Genomic DNA, 19,105 nt, shown 5'->3' on the forward strand with positions numbered 1-19,105 from the left:
GAAACACCATTTGCAACTGCTCGAAATGATGTTTATAATGTGAATGAGAATCAATTTCAATTAAGATTGATTGAAAGGATGACACATATGCCAGAAATCAAACAACAAACAGAAGCGTTAACGGTACGAGACGCTGTCAGATATAGACGATCCATTCGAAAGTTTAAAGAAACGCCGGTGGCCATTGAGCAGCTTCAGCCGTTATTAGAGGATGCGGTCTATGCACCGAATCATAAAATGACGGAGCCTTGGCGCTTTCTATATGCGGTGACGGATGAAGCGAAAGCGACATTTATTGATCGCTTCATTGCGTTCTTCAAGCGCAACAATCCAGATGCAAAGGAAGAAAAGATCAATCAATATAGAGATTACTTTTCAAAAGTCCCAGCCCTTTTACTTGTAGTGTTAAAGGAAGACGAGAATCCAGTCGTGAGAAATGATGATTTTGCCGCTGTGAGCGCGCTCATTCAAAACTTCCAGCTGCTTGCTTGGGATCAAGGAATCGGTATGGTCTGGAAGAGCGGCCGCATCTTATACGACAAAGGCTTTCAACAGGACATGGGCCTAAAGGAAAACGAACGGTTTGCTGCCATCCTTCATATTGGTTATCCAGAAGAGGTGCCTGAGGAAAAATCACGTCAGAAAGCATCAAGTCTTCTTACTGAAATCAAATAAAAGAAAAGCAGACCGCTGAATAAGGTCTGCTTTTTTACTTATTGTTTTTTGGCGCGCTGGTCGGCTGCTTTCATACGTGCCATTGCTTTTACGTCATTCGGATCTGCAAGTTCTTTGGAAAATTCAACATATTCGCCATCCGGTTCTTGTGCTGCAAGCTCGTGGTTGGTTTTTTGGTGTTGGTCTTTTTTCAAAGCCTTTCCCTCCTTTACAAGATCACTTTAGTTATATGCTTGTTGGAGTGGAATATCCATCTTACTTGTTTCTTTTTTCTGCTGCTCTTTCCGCTTTTTTGAATTCCTGCTGATACAGGACTTCCTGAGTTTTCTTCAGCTTTGAAGTTGGCTGGTGTTCTTTTTTCTTCATCAAAATCGCCCCCTCATCTCATTTCTAATAGGATGGGTGTTTTTGACAAAAATTATTCCTCTGAATGTAAAATCGCTTCTTTTAATTCAGGATGCAAAAAGTCATAAGAAGAAAGCAAAGCCTTTTTCGGCAGCGCACGCTGTCCTTCTAAAACAAGTAATGACATTTCGCCAAGTGCCGTTTGAATGACAAAGGACGGGACCTTTAGCCAGTGGGGGCGGTGAAGGACAGACGCAATCGTTTGTCCGAGCTGCTTCATTTGAACAGGATTCGGTGATGTGACATTGAGTGGACCTGAGATGTCGTCATTGTGTATTGCATAAGCCATGAGATGTGCCACGTCTTCGACATGAACCCATGAAACCCATTGCGAGCCGGAGCCAATCGTTCCGCCGGCAAATAGTTTATATGGCAGTGTCATCAGTGGCAGTGTCCCTTTTTCTCCTAATACGACGCCAAAGCGTGTGTAGACCGTACGAATGCCGAGTGCATCAATTTTTTGCCCCTCAGCTTCCCAACGCTTTGATGTATGACTTAAGAAATCAGTATCCGCAGGAGGTGATTCCTCTGTAAAATCTCCTGTTAGAGACGTGCCATAAATTCCGACAGCACTTGCTTGAATGAGCACAGATGGTTTCGATTCCTGCGCTTCTATAATGCGTCTCACTTCTTGTGTGGATTGAATACGGCTAGAGAGGATGCCTTCTTTTGCCTTGTCTGTCCAGCGGGTGAAAATGGATTTTCCAGCAAGGTTAATCCAGACATCAATCGCAGGCAATTCATGCTCAGGCGCAGCACCTTCTGTCAGCCACTGCACATAGTGTAAATGATTTTGTTCGGATTCCTTTGGATTTCTTGTTAAAATATATAGATGATGTCCTTCAGCAGCGAGCACTTTAGAGACGTGCTGGCCGATAAAACCGGTTCCTCCGGTGATGGCGATATTCAATTGACATCTCTCCTCTCATATACATACCTATATCTTTCACGATTTTGAATCAGAAGAAACATCCTGACTGTTTTAAAAAAGGAGTGATCACAGGATGCCCTATATTACAAAAATCTCCGCTCAGAAAAACAATACAGAGCGGGTGAACATCTTTCTTGATGAAAAGTACGCCTTTAGCGTTGATCTAGATGTGCTCGTCCAGCACGATTTGAAAAAAGGGAAAGAGCTGGACGAAGCAGATATCATCGACATTCAATTCGGTGATGCTGTGAAAAAAGGATTTCAACAGGCCGTCGATTATTTATCATACCGAATGAGATCGGTGAAAGAAGTAACCGATTATTTGACGAAAAAAGAAATCCCGGCACCTGCTATTAGTGAAATTATACACAAATTAAAGCAATACAAGTATGTAAATGACCTTGAATTTGCGGAAGCCTATGTAAACACCCACCGTAAAACGAACAGCAAAGGGCCGTCTGTCCTGAAAAAAGAGCTAAAGCTCAAAGGAATAGATGATGACAACATTGAACAAGCACTATCGCAATATCCTGATGACTTACAGCTGGAGGAAGCTGTGAAGCAGGTTCAGAAGCTTGTGAGAAAAGAAAAAAATCGTTCCGCAAAAGAGATCGAGCAGCGCATCAAGCTACAGCTACAGCGAAAGGGATTTTCGTTTGGGATCATTGATAAAGCCATTCAAGAAGCCTATGATGGACAAGAAGAGGAAAAGGAAGAAGAAGCCCTCCTCTATATGCTGGAGAAGGCAAAACGCAAGGTAGGATATGACGGGTCATTTGAAAAAAAGATGAAGGTGAAGCAATTTTTATTCAGAAAAGGTTTTGATCTCGACACAATTGATCACGTATTAGACAAAGGGGAATGACAGATGGACAAACGTTATAGTGAGATGACGGAATACGAATTGAACCAGGAGATTGCCTCTCTTTCTGAAAAAGCACGAAAGGCTGAGCAGCTTGGCATTGTGAATGAATATGCCGTCTTAGAACGGAAAATCGATATGGCCAAAGCCTACTTATTAGATCCAGCCTTGATTCAAACGAAAACGACTTATCAAATCAAAGATACAGACGAGCAGTTTTACGTGGAATATTTAAATGGTGTATTTGCGTGGGGACACAGAGTATCAGCTCCAAATAAGGAAGATGCACTGCCAATTTCAATGCTTACGCAAAAGGACTGATCCAGCGTGTAGGCAAACCCTCGCATTCGGCGCTAGTCCTGCGTGCTGGTGCTCACGAATGTCAAATTTGCTCCGCGCCAGTACTCGTCCTTCCTAGGGCTGCGCTGAAAAGAAGACAAAGGACTGATCCTAGAGATCAGTCCTTTTCTTTACTTCGAACGTTGTTTACGGACGTTGTTCTGAAGTACGATGTCGTGCTGCGTTTGCTGCGTTTCTCCGTTGACCTGAGAGGCAGAATGCTTTGCATTCGCCCATGGTTGAGGGTAAGCGGTTGTCCTTAATTGAACAAAGTCTTCCATATACGATTTCCCATTTGAACTCATATCTCAAGCACTCCCTTTGGAAAAATTAGCGTTTCCCTGATGCCCTCATACGTTCCTGCGGACGTGTATTCGTCTCACCATTCGGCCTTTTAGACGCATAAGCATCTGTGGCGCCTGGCTCGCCTTCAAATTTGTGATTCACTTGATTTGGAAAACCTTTTGCTTTATTACGCATATCGATTCCCTCCAAACAATACAAATCATTTGCGTCTTTTGAAGACGTAAGGGTAGTATATGAAAAAAGAGGTTTTTTTAAAAAGGCACTTTCTGCTAGATGAAGGAGGAACCGACATGGAACAATACTTTGAGCGACTAACAGAACAACTCATGGAAAAAAACAATATGCTGACATACGACGAAGCACGTACATGGGTAGAGCTGCTTTGGAGTGATTTTGAAACAACCTATGCAAAGGCTGGCTACAAGTATAAAGGACAGGAAACAACTGAACGGATTGTCCAAGAGTGGATTGAGAGCTACGGTGCGCAGCTGCATTTATTTCAAAATAAGCAATCGAAGGCAAACGAGCATCTGCAAGGGCAGAACAAAGGGCTGCTTCACTAAAAGAGGCGCTCCGCTCATCTTTTTCAAGTAATAGGAAAATATATAAATAATTAAACAATTTTATGATACAATACCCAGTCTGTGATCGAAATTACAGGCTTTTTACAATGGTTAAACTTAAAATTACATTAAATTCATCTTACTGAAAATCACTGGAAATAAAACTCTGATATAATAGAACGATTAAAGAGACATGTAATTTATGGATAATAAAAAAGGGTTTCGTTTCCTGACAAAAAAGGAATAATGAACATATCAGACTATGTGAAAAAAGTGAAGAGAAGGTGCGATATGGAACGAGAATTGCTCTCTGTTATAATTCCTTCTTACAATGAAGGTGAAAACATCAGACGAATCTTTGAGGCACTCGAGGAAGAGTTTCGCGATTTTCATTATGACTTTGAAATCATTTTTGTGAATGATGGAAGCAAAGATAATACACTTCAATACATGAGAGAGCTCTCTCGCAAAAGTGCAAAGGTCAAATACATTTCCTTCTCACGTAACTTTGGGAAGGAAGCCGCTATACTTGCAGGACTTGAATATGCGAAGGGAGTAGCTGCGATCATCATGGACGCCGACCTGCAGCACCCAACGTATTTGATTCAGGACTTCGTCAGAGGATATGAAGAAGGCTACCATCAAGTCATTGCCAAACGGAACCGTAAAGGAGACAGCAAGCTTCGCTCTTACTTATCATCCATGTACTATAAAGTGATGAACAAGGTAGTAGAAGTGGACTTGCGTGATGGCGTCGGAGATTTCCGTTTGATTTCGCGCCAAGCAATCGATGCATTGCTTCAGCTAAAAGAAGGAAATCGTTTTTCAAAAGGGCTTTTTTGCTGGATTGGGTTTGAAGAAAAGGTCATCTATTATGAAAATGTAGAAAGACAGCATGGTGATACAAAATGGTCATTAAAGAAGTTGTTTAACTACGGCATAGATGGCGTCATTTCTTTTAACAACCGCCCGCTGCGTATTTGTTTTTATACTGGCATACTGATCTTATTCCTCTCTTTGATTTACATCGTGGCCACCTTTATTCAAATCGTCAGAACGGGCGTGATGGTACCTGGTTATTTCACTTTAATATCGGCTGTGCTTTTCCTCGGAGGTGTCCAGCTTTTGAGTCTAGGTGTGATTGGAGAATATATTGGCCGCATTTATTATGAAACGAAAAAGAGGCCACATTATTTGATCCAAGAATCAAATGTCATGCAGCAAGAGACAAGCTCAAAGGAACAAGACCGAGTGTTAACACAGTTATTTAAATAACGCGGAGTCAAATAACCGGCAAGCACGAATCGCTTGCTGGGTTGTTTTGTTTCAAAGAACAATGGATCTTTTGTGGAAAGGATTTAGATGATGAAACGTAGATGGATAATCATTGGAATGTGCCTCATTCTTGCATTATTAGGCCACTCCTTTTTCTTATATGAATATACGCAAGGCCGGTACATGACAGGAGATGGGGATGGTATCTCGCAAATGCTCCCATTTAAAAAGCTGCTTTACGACGAATATGTCAAAGGGAATTTCTTTTATTCCTATCAATTCGGTCTAGGCGGCGGTACATACACGCAATTAGGGTATTATTTCACAACGTCGACGGTCTTTATGGTGACAGTCGCTGTCGTCTGGCTGATGAATGCGCTTCACCTCATACAATCAACGGACATTCATTTCTGGGCAAATGCTGTGATTTGGCTGAGCGTGATTAAGCTGACGCTCATTCTATTCATTGCTTACCGTGTGCTTCTCTCAATGGTTCAAAATAGACTGGGTGCCCTGACAGGTGCCGCAATTTATGGACTATCTATTGTGTATTTCCGGCATCAAACGTTTTGGGAATTTTTCACCGACAGCATGATGTGGCTTCCGCTGCTTGTGCTTGGGGTTGAACGGATATTCAAAACGGGTAAGCCGGCTTGGTTTATTTTGGCGTGCAGCCTGATGCTCATCAACAACTTTTACTTTGCTTATATTCACTTTATCTTTTTAGCGATATATCTTGTCTTCAGATATATGATCAAGCTACGAAGTGAGGAGCGCGGGTGGAAGGTGTTTTGGACGCTTGCGATCTCTACGCTGTTATCCTTTGGGATCAGTGCCGCCTTTTTTATCCCGTCTGTTCATGGCTTTCTTAACAATATAAGACCGCCGTATGAACAGGCCATTCCTTGGTTCGATCTGCATGATCATCTGCTGTTTACGAGCAGGGTGTATTTATTACCTGTGATTTTTCTGATTTGTCTGTTTCTCGTACCGCTTTACCGGAACAGATGGTTTTTCATGTTTACATCGATCAGCGTTCTGCTCATTGTTTTTCACTACAGTCCAAAGATAGCGAGCGTGTTTAATGGTTTTTCAGCACCGCAGTACAGATTTGAATACATTCTTGCCTTTACAGTTGGAGCGGTCGTTGCCATCACGATCAAGCATTTCTCACAAATCGAGTGGAAGTGGAAAAAGCGTGCGGTCTTAGGTGCTTGGATTGTATTCCTTCTCGCTATCGTCCTTTCAGAACGAGCAAAGGGAAACATGGATGTCGTTGTGTTTACAGGTATAGGACTGCTTGTGATCAGCTTGTTCTTCCTATGGATGCATGCGGAAAAACGTCAGCACCTTCGTCTCTTTTCAGCTGTGCTTATTGCCATCAGCTTACTGACAGCAGGCGTGTATCAGCAGGGATACTTATCTGAAAGAAGCAATATTAAGAGCGTATCAGATACGTATCTGAATAGTGAGGCATATGCTGGCCATGAACAAATGAAGCTGATCCAGCAAATTCAAAGCCGCTCAAAAGATCCGCTCGCCCGGATTGATTGGATGAATGGCGTGCGAAACAATACCCCATTATTTGAAGGCTTTCAAGGCATGAGTGTGTATTCAAGTATATTGAATCAGCATTTGCTCAATTTCTATTGGAATGACCTGCAAATCGATATGGGACGGGAAAGTGTCAGCCGGTATGCAACAATGGGGGACAGGGCGAATTTATACAGCCTGACCTACGGAAAGTATTATATGAGAAAGAGCGCGATGTCTTACTCACCACCAGCTTATTTTAAGCCAATCTTGAAAAGTGAGCATTATGAGGTATATGAAAATACGCGGTCACTGCCATTTGCAAGAACAACGAGCACCGTTTATTCAGAACAATCCTTAAAGGATGCCTCAGCACTTGATAAAGAGCATGCGATGCTGCAAGGCGTCATTTTAGACAAGAAAGGAAACGCTGAAATCGAGCACGCAGCAGATCGACTCAAAGATACCAATATTCATACGGAACAAGCTGTATACGAACATGGCGTGCTTGATGTATACGGAGAAATGGGCGGTCTGAATATCACACTGTCAGATGACATCGCTCGCGTGGGGGATGTGTATGTGAGCTTTTATGTGAAGCGGACCGACCGTAACGAAGGGTTTCAGTTATCCGTTGACGACTATGTCACATCACGAAAAAGCAATACATCCATCTACAAAACAGGTGTAAATGAAGTGACGATTCGGGTCCCTGCGGAAAAGATCCTCTCCATTCGAGTACCAAAAGGGACGTATGAACTGAGTCAATTAAAGCTGTATCACGAACCATATCGCATCTTAGAGCAAGCAGATGAAAAAGAAAAACAGGATGATGGCAGCCAGCAGGTGAAGATTCAAAACAATCGTTTTACGATTTTATATGATAACAAGCGCGGCGATGACTACATGATTCTGCCTGTTCCATATGAAAAAGGCTGGGAGCTCAAGGTGAACGGACACCAAACCGATATTGAAAAAGCCAACTACACTTTTATTGGTTTTCCAATAGAAAAAGGGAAAAACGAGATTGTGCTAACCTACTATCCGCCTTATATCAGAATTCTCGCATTGATTTCACTCGTCAGTTTGATTGGTGCGATCCTCTATGCACGGAGAAAACACAAGAAACACCACTTTTCATCTTAAGTGGTGTTTTTTATTTTTCATCTCATACGTATGTTTCTTCATCCCATTCAATATTGTATTCGTTCATTTTTTTATCAATATCATTCTGAATACCCATGTGCTGAAATAGCGCATTCAATTCTTCTGTCCTCTTTCTTCGATCCTTTTCATAATAATAGAACGCATCTCGATAATCATGATCTCTTAGCATCTTTGCTAGGACCATGGCATCTTCTAGACTATACGATGCTCCTTGACCAACAAAAGGATTTGCTGTATGTACAGCATCACCTATAAGAACAACTCGTCCTTTTGACCACACAGGAAGATCCTTTATTTCATAGATACTTCTTGGAAAGAACATGTCTGTATGATCGATGATGTCAGATAGGTGTTTAGGAATGTTCCAATGTTCCATTTGTTTATATAATAACTGTCGAATGGTTTCTTTATTGGCTTTCTCAAAATGTTTTGTAGGTAACTTCTCAGGACACTGAGAGAAAGCTTGCCATAAAATATTCATTTTATTTGTTGGATGCGCTTTTCCAAAAATGAATTGAAAGTTTCCGTCATTGTAAAAATAACTTGTTGCCTCATCCAATACAAAATCCTTCACAAACGATACTCCTTGAAGTCCCCAAAAACCGCTATAGTCTAATTTAGCATTAAACGCAACAGCCTCTCTTGTTTTCGAAAAAGTTCCATCTGCTCCTATTAAAATATCACCTGTTATGACAGTTTCATCTTCAAAAAAAGCCTCAATGGAATGAGATGTCTGGTTGACCGAAGTTAACTTTTTGTTGTATTTCACTTTGATTCCTTGACGGTGAACTTCCTTTAAAAGTGATTTGATGATTTGGTCTCTCATGACGTTCAGTAAAGGGGCATCATAATATTTTTCACTATAATTGTGAAAGATCGCTTCTACTTCATTTTCACTGTTTATTTGCTGGATCTTCTTTATCACTGTTGCATTTGCTATCACTTCATTTTTACACCCGATTTCATCCAAAATCTTTACCCCATTCGGAGACAGTAAAAAACCTGCTCCTGCTTCTAATTCTTCATCTGACCTGCTTTCATAAATCGTACTTTCCATTCCAGCCTTTTTTAAAAATAAAGAAGTAGCCAATCCTGCTACACCACTGCCGATAATGATCACATTTTGAGATTTCATTATTTCCCCTCCTCTTTTATAAACAGACCAGTCGGTTTATTTTAGTGCAAAAAAAATAAGCTTTTTCATATAGGACAGCGTATCACAATTCCCCCTTTTCATTTGGTAATTAAAGTATATGATAATATGTTATTAATGATTTCGCAAGAATGAAACTAACCAATTTCTAATCAACTTCTTCTAAAAACATGAAGGGGATAACAAAATATGAACAAAGACACCGTGATAAAACACTATGAACACACCCTTGAATGGGTACAATCGCTAACGGAATTAACAGACAAAGAATGGCGCCGCGCCATTGCTGATGGGAAGTGGAGTATTGCTGAGATCATCGCGCATTTTGTTCCGTGGGATGAATTTATTTTACATGATCGCCTAAAGGAATTTTGGAACGATCGGGCGTTATGTAAGGCACCTGATGTGCATGAAATGAATATACAGTCAGCCGAAAGGGCAAGACACGAAGAGAGAAGCGAGACGATCGGGCGATTTATTGCTATCAGAACAGAATTGCTTCAAGAAATGAAGAAAATCGAAGCATCTCGCTGGAATACATCCTTTTTGATCGGTCAAACCGAGCTGACGTTATCAAGTTATTTTCAAGGTTTAATTAAGCATGATCTTCATCATATGGAGCAGGTCAAACAAGCGCTCTCTACAGAAAGACGATAGCGCCTCACGAAGCTTCCTTATCAAATGGAAACGTCGCATAATCAAACAAAAAATGAAACAACCAAAGACTCATGGCAAAGAGAATTTCCTCAGAAGTAGACAGTAAAATGCCGTCAACCAATTCGTCTGATAAATAGACAGCACCCCAAATAAACAAAAGGTGAAATAAGATGGCATAGAAAACGATAGATTGTTTTTTGGATCGGCACTTTCGTACAAACCGCATGAGCACGTGTTCCAGATGTTCGAAAGAGATCCCGAGTACAACATAGATGCCCATAAACAGTAGCAATGATAAAATCGATTGATAAAAAGCACCAGTCAAATGAAAGAATAGCACACAAAACAACAAAAATATGTAACAGACAGCCGACGTCGCCATCAGCCATTTCACCCCTTGCCATAAAGCGTGAACAGATTGCTGCATAGGTGAACCAACACTCCTTTACATGAAGATACCTGCAAAAAGGACAGCCTTTTTGCAGGAAGATGGAATTAATCCTCTTTTTTAGGTGCAGCGATCACAGGATGTTTTTCAGTATCAAGCAATTTCAAGAATTCTTCGCCTTGATCTAAATGATCAAGAACAAGCTGTTTCGGTGTGACCGCAAGCCACTGATTGAGCGAGATATCTGCATAATGGTCGCTCTTGAAGATTTCTAAGAAATAAAGCGGTTCGTCGCCTGTATTTTCTACATAATGCCCCATCGCAAATGGCACATAGCCAACGTCTCCCGCCTGATAGTTAAAGGTTCTCGCATGTCCATCAGAAGCAAATACCGTCATTCGTGCCTTTCCAGAAATGAAATATTGCCATTCATCCGTATTTGGATGCCAATGCAGCTCACGAATGGCACCTGGATCAACTTTCACAAGAGCAGAGGCAATCGTTTTAGACGCTTTGAAATTGGTAGAATCCGCAATCCACACTTGTCCACCGCTTGACGTAATCGGCTCTTGTTTTAACAGCTCATATTTAAAGGAATTCGGGACTTCCCCTTGCTCTGTTTTCACCTTGTCACACTCAAGGGAACCAGGAATTCCTTTTTGGAAAATATACTTCTCTTTCTCTGGCAGTTTCTCAAATTGCTCCTTTGTCATTCCAAAGTTTTGGAGCACAACTTCCTCTGGCGTATGGGCAAGCCAATCAGTCACTTGGAACGTACTATTTTCAGAGAAGGAACCATCATCAAACACAAGCAAGAATTCAGCTCCCGGTTCAAGTGCTTGAATAGAATGCGGCAAGCCTGAAGGGAAGTACCACAAATCACCCTCGGTCACATCCTCTGTAAAATTGCGCCCCTCTGCATCAACCGATGTAATTCGTGCTTCCCCATAAATCATGTACGCCCATTCCGCTTCCTTATGCCAGTGCAGCTCGCGAATCGCACCAGGTTTTAGCCGCATGTTCACAGAGGCAAGACTTTTAGAAATTGGCAGTTCACGCACCGTTACCTCGCGGGCATAGCCGCCTTTTTCTAAACGGTTGTGCGTATCAGAAAAAGAATATTTCATGTTGGGAACCGTTCCATGATCGGTTTCTGGCGGCGTGAGCATATCTGGGTTTTGTCTGTCCCGATCGAGATTACGTGGAATTTTGACCGTTGCTCCTTTTTCTCCTCGAATCGGCTGTGGTACACCATTTTGCTTTTCACTCATGATAAAATCCCCTTTCAACATCGTATTGTGTGAGGTGACAAAAGGCCTTTCATTTCGCCCTCGTTTTCATAAGGTGAAACGAATCAAGAAGATGTCAATCTGATTCATCATTTTTTTGAACAGCGACCAATCGTTGGATGAGCTTGCTTAATTCATCAAACTTTCGTTCAAAGCGTGTCAGCAAATAAACCGTCAAAATGGCAGGGAAACCAGCCTGACCAAGCTGCTTCAGCCATTCCTCCGAAAAAAAGGTCTCCATTTGTCTCACCTCCCAGCAGATGCTCGTCTTCTCTATAAGTGGTATGAAAGAAGAAATAGGAAATCAAAGGGGGAGAAAATGAACCATTAGACCCGTTTCACAAAGTTTACTTTTTTTAACTTTTGTCCACTTAATGCAAGTAGAGAGAACAAAGGGGAGGATGCACATGGATTATCGGCTGTTATTGAAAGCAAAATGGAATGAAATCATTGATCACCCGCTCATTCAGCAATTTTTAAGCAATCCTAAAAACCAGCAGCTTCTCAGGCAAGTCATGGAAGAGCCAAACGAAGAAAATGCGAAAAAACTAGATTCTGAGTTCAAGCAGTTTTATCAAAAAATCCGCATGATCAAGTATATTTCCACAATGATCCGCATCTTTTCAGTCGACTTTGATAAACGAGTCAAAAAAAAGCAGCAACGTTTTCCACTCATACTCGACCATCCTGATACGCAAGAAGTGAAAGATCCTGTTCAAACAGATACGTATGAAGCCGTCCTCTTCAACCAGCAAGACTTGGGGGAGCACCTGCAAGACCAAACATTGTACAAGGCCTACCAGCAGCTCACAGACAAACAAAAAATGGTCTTAACCCATATTTATGTTGAAGGTCAAACAATGAAAGAAATAGCCGACCGGCTAGGCGAAACGAGACAAAACATCTCAAACATCCACAAAAAAGCGCTCAACAAACTAAAAGAAGAAACAGGGGGAGATGTCCGTGCACGAAGACAAAATCACCAATGGAGAAATGGAAGAACTCATTGAAACCTTCACACCCATGATCAAAAAGAAACTACAAAACACGGCATATCAAGAAAGAGAAGACCTCGAACAAGAACTCTATATCAAACTCATTGAAAAAGTAGACCGGCTGATTTACCAAGAAGGACCTGGATTTTGGGAGTTTATTGTGGAATATATGACGAAGTTGTAAGAGGAACTGATGGTGCGAATGTCAGGTGAACATAAAATCCCCGGGACATTCGCACCTTTTTATTCGACAAAAATGAGAGAAAATGTATATTTTGTAGTGGGGAAAACAAAATTCTAGTTAGAATCCTAATGATTTTGACAATCATTCCCTGAAAAATGTTACAATTAGGGCGGAAATCGAAGTCGCACTCTACATGAGTGCGTGGATTGAAATGCTTAAGGTCGGCGATCTTCGCGGCCAAACGTCGTCGCACTCTACATGAGTGTGTGAATTGAAATGCTTCGCTCACTCCTCTTCAGTCGTCACTTGAGCGTCGTACTCTATATGAATGAGTACGTGAATTTAAATAATGATTGTTTGACCATGCTCAGGTGCTTCTATGTGTCGCACTTTACATGAGTGTATGGATTGAGGTAGATTGAAAAAAATGTTGACAGTAGTCATGTTTTTAAATGAATTCAAAGCTGTTGATGAAATAACGAAATAACGAAATAACTACCTTTAAGCAATAGTTATTAATTAAATAGGATTAAGAAAAATTTGGTGCGAATGTAAGGTGAACATAAAATCCCCGAGGCATTCGCACCTTTTTATTCGACAAAAATGAGAAAAAATGTATATTTTATGAAGGGGAAATCAAAATTCTATATCGAAATTTGAGGATTTTGCCTATCATTCCCTAAAAAATGTTACAATTAGGGCGGAAATCGCAGTCGCACTCTACATGAGTGCGTGGATTGAAATTTGAAATTAATATTCGTTGTAAAATTGTATTGTTGTCGCACTCTACATGAGTGCGTGGATTGAAATCCACTTAACTGAATATTCCCCTCTACCCAATCAGGTCGCACTCTACATGAGTGCGTGGATTGAAATTCACGTTGTAAATAAGTTTATGTATTGTACTCGCTGTCGCACTCTACCTGAGTGCGCGATTTTAAATGATTGTGTCTTAAACGGGTATGCCACCTAAAAGACCATCTTCTTACAACATCCTCTTTCAGATACAAAAGCCATCAAAATAGACTGTTCATTTGTATAGTGAAAACATGACTCGTTGCAGTCATGTTTTTTTCTTCTTCTTTTTCCTAAATAAACCTTAAAAAATCTCAAAATAAGTCGAAATGAAAAGTAGTTATTTAGATTCAAATATTATCCATTCGTAATGAGTGGTGAAGGAGGAAATGGTTTGGGTGAAACGGAGCGAACCGGTAAAGTGGAGCAGCTGATCTTAGAGAATTATCAAAGATTAAACAGCATGATATCAGAAGAAGTGGATTTTGCTTCTAATCATGGCGGACTGACAGGAGATTCTAGAGAAGTGATGTGGCTGGAGTTTTTTCGGAAAATCATTCCTAAAAAATATTCATTAGCACAAGGTGTCATCATTATTGACTCAGATGGAAATCATTCTAACGAAGTCGATATTGCCGTATTTGATGAGCAGTATACGCCATATGTGTTCCAACACAATTCGTTGAAGTTTATACCGATTGAGGCGGTTGCGGTTGCTATTGAATGTAAAAGCTCTAATTTGAAAGAGAAAGGTTTAGAAGAATGGTCTAAAAAAATAAAACAGCTAACACCAAAAACAACAGGAATTGCTAGAATGGCCACAGGTTACTTTACAAGTGAAAGTAACACACAAAAGAGGACGCGTCCTTTACTCATTTTAGCAAGTAACTTTAAAAGAGAAGAGGACCAAACAATTTCAAATAAAGCAGCTGAATTAGCGGCGTCTTTTGATTTTATGCTCATGAAAAAAAGCAATGAATTTCAATTAAAAGTACCTAATGAACATGAACATCTAAGATGGTGGTCAAACGAATTAAATTGTTTCAAACAAGAAAAACGATCTAAGGAAGAAGAAAAATTTTTAGATGAAAACAAACTCAGCGATTTACGTATTGATGGATGTGATCTGTTGACACTAAATTTTCAATTAAATCAATTGCTGATGCTCATTAACAATCCCATGTTTTTCCCTCACTATGCATATGCCAAGCTGTTTCAGAAACAGATAACAAAGTGAAGAAAGGAGAGCGACATGACAAGGGAATCTAGTAAACCCAAAACCAATTGGCATGATGTGAAACATGCGATTGACACGAAAATCCATGAAGACCAAAGACTTTTTAAAGAGCCGCTTACTATTCATTTGGTTACGCCAATGTTTGGCGGAGGGCCCCAATCAAACTCAATTGATCAAGAGAGACCCATTCGAGAAAGTGCCATTCGTGGACATCTTCGTTTCTGGTGGCGTGCAACTCGAGGAGCTGTTTGCAAAAATGCAAATGATTTATCTAAACAAGAAGCAGAGATATTTGGTCATACAGAACAAGCGAGCCAGATTCAAGTGGTAACGCATTATGAAAAAGACGAAGTGAAAAGAAATTCAAAAGTATTTTTTAAAAAGAAAAATCATCCATTTCCACGGTATATTCTTTCAAATATGAAAGATGAAACACCATATCTCATGAAGGCGCAATTTTCTTTAAATATCCGGTTATCTAAAAAAACAACCGATTTTGAGTTAATCAAAAAAGAAGTTGAAGCAGCATTATGGGCTTGGATCAACTTCGGTGGACTTGGGTCAAGAACGAGACGTGGGTGTGGCAGTTTATATTGCAAGCAATTTTCACCTTACAACAAGAGGACAAAAACCCAATTGGGAAAATGGTTTGAGCAAAAGCTTTTAGAATATGACATTCAATTGCCAGCATCAAGTCGAGAATGGCCGACGCTTAGTCGAGAATTCAAAGTACAGGCATTTCCATCATCTATGATCTCAAGCTGGCAGTCTGTCATTCAGACATATGAAACATTTCGAAGAAGATCTAACCCGGACAAAAAAAGGGGAAGAAGTTGCTGGCCGGAAGCAGATACTATTCGTCTTTTTACAGGTAAGGCTAAATTAGGTCATGACATCCCTTATCCAAAAGATAAACCATTTGAATATCAAGCATTTCCTAAAGCTCAATTTGGTTTGCCTATTCAGTTCCGATTTGCTCCTAAAGATAGTGGGAAAGATCCAGATCCTGTAACGCTCCTACCTAAAGGAAAGGATCGCTTGGCTTCACCACTCATCTTAAAACCGTTAGCTATTAATCAAAAGGAATCGGTGGGCATGGTGATGGTGTTGCAGCAACCAAAGATCGAAGCTTTATCGCTTTTAGGGGACAGAAAGCTTTTGCCCAATGTGACAGATGAACAAAGTATCTACCCAACAGCCACCTACTCAAAAAACCCATTACAAGACGAGAGTGGCCGTACGCACTCATCGGCGATTCAAGCCTTTTTACATAGCAAGGAGGTGCAAACATTTTGTCAGAAGAATTACAAAAACAAACATTGATGCTATTTTCTATAGGGCCCGTTCAAGAATTTATTGCGCAAGCACGGCGGACGCGTGATTTATGGTTTGGCTCTTTTCTTCTATCTGAATTAAGTAAAGCAGGTGCGAAGAAATTTCAAGAACTGGGTGGAACGCTTATTTTCCCTGTGTTCAACGAATCCTCTGCAGAACCAAACGACGCAGAACCAAACAACGCACCAAATAAAATATTGGGGGAAATCTCAAACGAACAGCCTTCATCCGTTGCAAGACAAGTAAAAAAAGCAGTATATAACAAGTGGAAGGAATACGCAGACTTTGTAAGAGAGATTGTGGATCCTTATATTCAAATAGGCACATGGAATCGACAAGTTGATGATTTATTGGAATTTTATGCTGTGTGGGCTGAGGTGCAAAATCAAGACAAAGCGGCAAATGCGTCCGCAAGTCCATATCATATGGCTCTTCAAGAAGTCGAAGGTTTAATGGCGGCAAGGAAGACTTTAAGAGATTTTAAACAAAATGAGCCAGGGGCGTTATTCGGTGAACCAAAATCATCACTTGACGGTGGACGGGAATCTGTTTTTCAAAAGCAAAAAACACCACAGCAAGTGGCGCAACTAGCGAAATGGGGAATTGGTGAACATGAATCATTAGATGCGATTTCAGTGATCAAACGATTGTCCTTACATAAACATCCGAGTATGACATTTCCATCAGTCTGCGATAAAGCTTTTGCTCCCTATCAAAACATGTTGGAACAAAATGAACAGATGAAGCAAGCAGCCATACAATATGTGAAAGATGTAGAAACATATCTTGAGAATATGAATCTAACAGTAGCCCCTATTGATTTGAGTGAGGCATCGCTTTTTTATGAAAGAAGAATAGAAGATTATCTTGAACAACGTGGACTTGTCGGGACCACACGAACAGAAGCGAAAAATGATATCACACAGCTGCTCGAAAAATATTTCAAAGGTGAATACAGCAAGTATCACGGCCAGCCGATCAAACCACCAGCACCTTCACCTTACTATACCTTTCTCATGGCGGATGGAGATAAGATGGGCAGCCAACTGCGAAATATACAGCATGTAGAAAGCCATAGTGCATTTTCTAAAACGCTCTCAATTTTTGCTTCAAAGGCAAGTGGGATTATTTCCGAATGTGAAGGTACATTGATTTATGGCGGCGGAGATGATGTCATGGCTTATGTACCGGTTCACAAATGCTTAGAAGCAGCTGGGAAATTGCAAAGTGAATTTGTTTCAACGATGAAGGCTCATCAACATAGTGAAATACCTCCTTCGATTTCAATTGGCATCGCCATCGTTCATATGCTTGAGCCTCTTGAAGAAGTAAGAAGCATGGCACGTCAGGCTGAACAATATGCGAAACAAGAGCGGAATTCATTAGCGATTCATTTCCAAAAGCGAGGCGGAGGAGACACAATGAATATCTCAGTCTCATTTCAAATAGATCCAGTCGCCTCTATCCAAGAGATGACGACGTGGTTAAAACAGTCTTATTTCACATCTGGCTTTGCATATGGCTTACGAGAGTTGTATCAAACATACGAACAGTCTCCATTTAAAAAACAGCCAGGAATTTTAGATGAACTCATCCCACTAGAGATTAGACGTCTTGCATTCAAAAAGAAAACGGAAGCAAAAACAGAGCAAGAAACGAAAGAGTGGATCGATCAATTGATTGCGAAGTATATACCGAAGAAGAATACATTAGAAGAATTACATACAATCGCTGAATGTATGATCATTGCTCTTCAACTAGAGGAGGTAAGTGGACATGCCTGAAAGATGGTTTCACATTCAACCGCTTGATCCGCTGCTTATTCGTGATGCACGTCCATTTCAAAGTGTACCAGGTATACGGGCGCGTTCACTAAACGATGTTCCACCAAGTGTGGTCGCAGGAACACTTCGAACAGCTCTAGCGAAGAAACGACAATCAATAAAACACACGACGCCACTTTCTTATTATGCAAAATCTCTTGTGCGAGGTCCTTTATATCGTTGGCATGATTATTTATATGTGCCAATGCCTCATGACCTTGAGTTATTTGATGATGAGTATGGCATGTATCAAGTGAGACCAAAGCCAATGATGTCGGAAGGCCAGGGCTTTTTTGGTACAGGAAAAACAGGTCGTTTTAGTGATGCATTATGGCCGCCAATTGGAGCTGGGGCTCGTAAAAAAATGAAATCGCCGCCAGCTTTTGTATCACTAAAATGGATGGTGAACTGGCTGACAGACGAAGTGGATGAAAGTCATGTGAAGGAAGCCTTGTCTGAATATCAACACATGCAGGAGGAAAATCATTCTTTCAAAAAGGAAACACCACCGGCATTTATTCCAGCATTACAGCGTCAGGAACGAACACAAATTCAGGTGGAAACTGGCAGTAAAAAGACAAAAGATCAGCATCTATTTTCAACAGAATCGCTCTTATTCCCAGATGACTTTAAACTGGAGGCAGGAATAGAGTTATCTACTGAAGAGTCAGAAGAATTAAAGCCTTTCTCAGGCATTCACCCAATCGGTGGTGAACGGAGGCTGGCTCATATAGAAGACCGGCCACATGTATACCAACAAGATTGGACATGTCCAGATATGATTAAAGAATCGCTTAAGAACAAGACGTATGTTCGCATGATATTGGCGACACCTGCTTATTTCAGTAAAGGATGGCAGCCCGGATGGCTGGATGAACAGCTCATGTCAAAACCACTATTTGATACAAATGTACGACTCAAATTGGTTTGGGCATCTGTTCCACATTGGCAGCCTATCTCTGGATGGAGCTTAGCAAATAAAGGCAATGGGCGTGAAAAAGCAATACGCCGCTTAGTCCCCGCAGGTAGTGTTTACTTCTTTACAGTAGAAGAAGGAGATCCAGCAGAACTGGCCGAAAAAATGTGGCTTCAATCAGTATCTGATCGTAACCGGCGCAAAGAAGCGTTTGATCGTGAAGATGGCTGCGGGTTAGCACTTTGGGGAACATGGAAGCCGAATGAATAAGAGGAGT

At 40.9% G+C, this 19,105-nt stretch carries 22 protein-coding genes; 13 read left to right on the top strand and 9 right to left on the bottom strand.

Translation table 11 applies throughout. The features are described from left to right. Positions 1 to 87: 87 nt before the first annotated feature. Positions 88 to 675, top strand: coding sequence for a nitroreductase family protein (locus tag MHI33_RS04710; RefSeq protein ID WP_065097459.1), 588 nt, complete (start codon positions 88 to 90; stop codon positions 673 to 675). A gap of 38 nt (positions 676 to 713) precedes the next feature. Here the strand turns inward: MHI33_RS04710 and MHI33_RS04715 are convergent, their stop codons facing one another. From MHI33_RS04715 to MHI33_RS04725, 3 genes are all read right to left on the bottom strand, one after another. Then, positions 714 to 869 (bottom strand): YfhD family protein, encoded by a 156-nt coding sequence (locus MHI33_RS04715; protein ID WP_065097458.1) that lies wholly within the window; start codon positions 867 to 869, stop codon positions 714 to 716. Between the two features lie 61 nt (positions 870 to 930). Then, positions 931 to 1,041 (bottom strand): YfhE family protein, encoded by a 111-nt coding sequence (locus tag MHI33_RS04720; RefSeq protein ID WP_017358836.1) that lies wholly within the window; start codon positions 1,039 to 1,041, stop codon positions 931 to 933. A 52-nt stretch (positions 1,042 to 1,093) separates the two neighbouring features. Then, positions 1,094 to 1,990 carry a TIGR01777 family oxidoreductase gene (locus MHI33_RS04725; RefSeq protein ID WP_065097457.1) on the bottom strand — a complete coding sequence of 299 codons (897 nt, stop codon included), beginning with the start codon at positions 1,988 to 1,990 and terminating at the stop codon, positions 1,094 to 1,096. Positions 1,991 to 2,084: 94 nt separating this feature from the next. Here MHI33_RS04725 and recX point away from each other — a divergent pair, with 94 nt between their 5' ends. Together recX and MHI33_RS04735 are read left to right on the top strand one after the other, a co-directional pair. Beyond that, positions 2,085 to 2,876: a recombination regulator RecX gene (recX, locus tag MHI33_RS04730; RefSeq protein WP_065097456.1), complete on the top strand. Its 792-nt coding sequence runs from the start codon at positions 2,085 to 2,087 to the stop codon at positions 2,874 to 2,876. 3 nt (positions 2,877 to 2,879) lie between these two features. Then, positions 2,880 to 3,194, top strand: a complete 315-nt coding sequence (locus tag MHI33_RS04735; protein WP_065097455.1) for a YfhH family protein — start codon at positions 2,880 to 2,882, stop codon at positions 3,192 to 3,194. A gap of 149 nt (positions 3,195 to 3,343) precedes the next feature. On the opposite strand, the gene MHI33_RS04740 is transcribed toward MHI33_RS04735, so the two are convergent. Then, positions 3,344 to 3,517 carry a YpzG family protein gene (locus MHI33_RS04740; RefSeq protein WP_003217811.1) on the bottom strand — a complete coding sequence of 58 codons (174 nt, stop codon included), beginning with the start codon at positions 3,515 to 3,517 and terminating at the stop codon, positions 3,344 to 3,346. Between the two features lie 25 nt (positions 3,518 to 3,542). Then, the gene (locus MHI33_RS04745) at positions 3,543 to 3,692 is read right to left on the bottom strand and encodes a small, acid-soluble spore protein K (RefSeq protein WP_003217849.1); all 150 of its coding nucleotides are present in this window, start codon (positions 3,690 to 3,692) and stop codon (positions 3,543 to 3,545) included. A 116-nt stretch (positions 3,693 to 3,808) separates the two neighbouring features. Between MHI33_RS04745 and MHI33_RS04750 the strand changes: the two genes are divergently transcribed. From MHI33_RS04750 to MHI33_RS04760, 3 genes are all read left to right on the top strand, one after another. Beyond that, positions 3,809 to 4,081, top strand: a complete 273-nt coding sequence (locus MHI33_RS04750) for a YfhJ family protein (RefSeq protein WP_044139690.1) — start codon at positions 3,809 to 3,811, stop codon at positions 4,079 to 4,081. A 291-nt stretch (positions 4,082 to 4,372) separates the two neighbouring features. Further along, entirely contained in the window at positions 4,373 to 5,356 is a 984-nt protein-coding gene (locus MHI33_RS04755) for a glycosyltransferase family 2 protein (RefSeq protein ID WP_003217835.1), read from the top strand. 87 nt (positions 5,357 to 5,443) lie between these two features. After that, positions 5,444 to 8,035, top strand: a complete 2,592-nt coding sequence (locus tag MHI33_RS04760) for a YfhO family protein (RefSeq protein WP_340909534.1) — start codon at positions 5,444 to 5,446, stop codon at positions 8,033 to 8,035. Positions 8,036 to 8,057: 22 nt separating this feature from the next. Here the strand turns inward: MHI33_RS04760 and MHI33_RS04765 are convergent, their stop codons facing one another. Continuing rightward, entirely contained in the window at positions 8,058 to 9,191 is a 1,134-nt protein-coding gene (locus MHI33_RS04765; RefSeq protein WP_044139688.1) for an FAD-dependent oxidoreductase, read from the bottom strand. A gap of 207 nt (positions 9,192 to 9,398) precedes the next feature. Between MHI33_RS04765 and MHI33_RS04770 the strand changes: the two genes are divergently transcribed. Further along, the gene (locus MHI33_RS04770; protein WP_340909539.1) at positions 9,399 to 9,866 is read left to right on the top strand and encodes a DinB family protein; all 468 of its coding nucleotides are present in this window, start codon (positions 9,399 to 9,401) and stop codon (positions 9,864 to 9,866) included. 4 nt (positions 9,867 to 9,870) lie between these two features. Here the strand turns inward: MHI33_RS04770 and MHI33_RS04775 are convergent, their stop codons facing one another. From MHI33_RS04775 to MHI33_RS04785, 3 genes are all read right to left on the bottom strand, one after another. Further along, the gene (locus tag MHI33_RS04775; RefSeq protein WP_340909541.1) at positions 9,871 to 10,293 is read right to left on the bottom strand and encodes a regulatory YrvL family protein; all 423 of its coding nucleotides are present in this window, start codon (positions 10,291 to 10,293) and stop codon (positions 9,871 to 9,873) included. Positions 10,294 to 10,361: 68 nt separating this feature from the next. After that, entirely contained in the window at positions 10,362 to 11,525 is a 1,164-nt protein-coding gene (locus MHI33_RS04780; RefSeq protein ID WP_340909543.1) for an oxalate decarboxylase family bicupin, read from the bottom strand. A 94-nt stretch (positions 11,526 to 11,619) separates the two neighbouring features. Continuing rightward, positions 11,620 to 11,784, bottom strand: a complete 165-nt coding sequence (locus MHI33_RS04785) for a YvrJ family protein (RefSeq protein ID WP_003217819.1) — start codon at positions 11,782 to 11,784, stop codon at positions 11,620 to 11,622. Positions 11,785 to 11,950: 166 nt separating this feature from the next. On the opposite strand from MHI33_RS04785, the gene MHI33_RS04790 reads away from it, so the two are divergent. The 6 genes from MHI33_RS04790 to cmr3 all read left to right on the top strand — a co-directional run bounded on the left by MHI33_RS04790 (position 11,951) and on the right by cmr3 (position 19,098). Further along, positions 11,951 to 12,553: a sigma-70 family RNA polymerase sigma factor gene (locus MHI33_RS04790; RefSeq protein WP_340909547.1), complete on the top strand. Its 603-nt coding sequence runs from the start codon at positions 11,951 to 11,953 to the stop codon at positions 12,551 to 12,553. Further along, positions 12,501 to 12,722, top strand: coding sequence for a sigma-O factor regulator RsoA (rsoA, locus tag MHI33_RS04795; protein ID WP_340909550.1), 222 nt, complete (start codon positions 12,501 to 12,503; stop codon positions 12,720 to 12,722). Before MHI33_RS04790 ends, rsoA begins: the two co-directional genes overlap by 53 nt. 1,189 nt (positions 12,723 to 13,911) lie before the next feature. Beyond that, entirely contained in the window at positions 13,912 to 14,754 is an 843-nt protein-coding gene (locus MHI33_RS04800; protein WP_340909553.1) for a DUF6602 domain-containing protein, read from the top strand. A gap of 15 nt (positions 14,755 to 14,769) precedes the next feature. Then, positions 14,770 to 16,077, top strand: coding sequence for a type III-B CRISPR module RAMP protein Cmr1 (gene cmr1 / locus MHI33_RS04805; protein WP_340909555.1), 1,308 nt, complete (start codon positions 14,770 to 14,772; stop codon positions 16,075 to 16,077). After that, positions 16,047 to 17,873, top strand: a complete 1,827-nt coding sequence (gene cas10, locus MHI33_RS04810; protein ID WP_340909559.1) for a type III-B CRISPR-associated protein Cas10/Cmr2 — start codon at positions 16,047 to 16,049, stop codon at positions 17,871 to 17,873. The genes cmr1 and cas10 overlap by 31 nt, the downstream gene beginning before the upstream one ends. After that, on the top strand, positions 17,866 to 19,098 hold the full coding sequence (cmr3, locus tag MHI33_RS04815; RefSeq protein ID WP_340909563.1) for a type III-B CRISPR module-associated protein Cmr3: 1,233 nt from the start codon (positions 17,866 to 17,868) through the stop codon (positions 19,096 to 19,098). Before cas10 ends, cmr3 begins: the two co-directional genes overlap by 8 nt. Positions 19,099 to 19,105: the final 7 nt, after the last annotated feature.

It is taken from the genome of Bacillus sp. FSL K6-2971, assembly GCF_038006405.1.
GTDB lineage: Bacteria > Bacillota > Bacilli > Bacillales > Bacillaceae > Bacillus > Bacillus pumilus.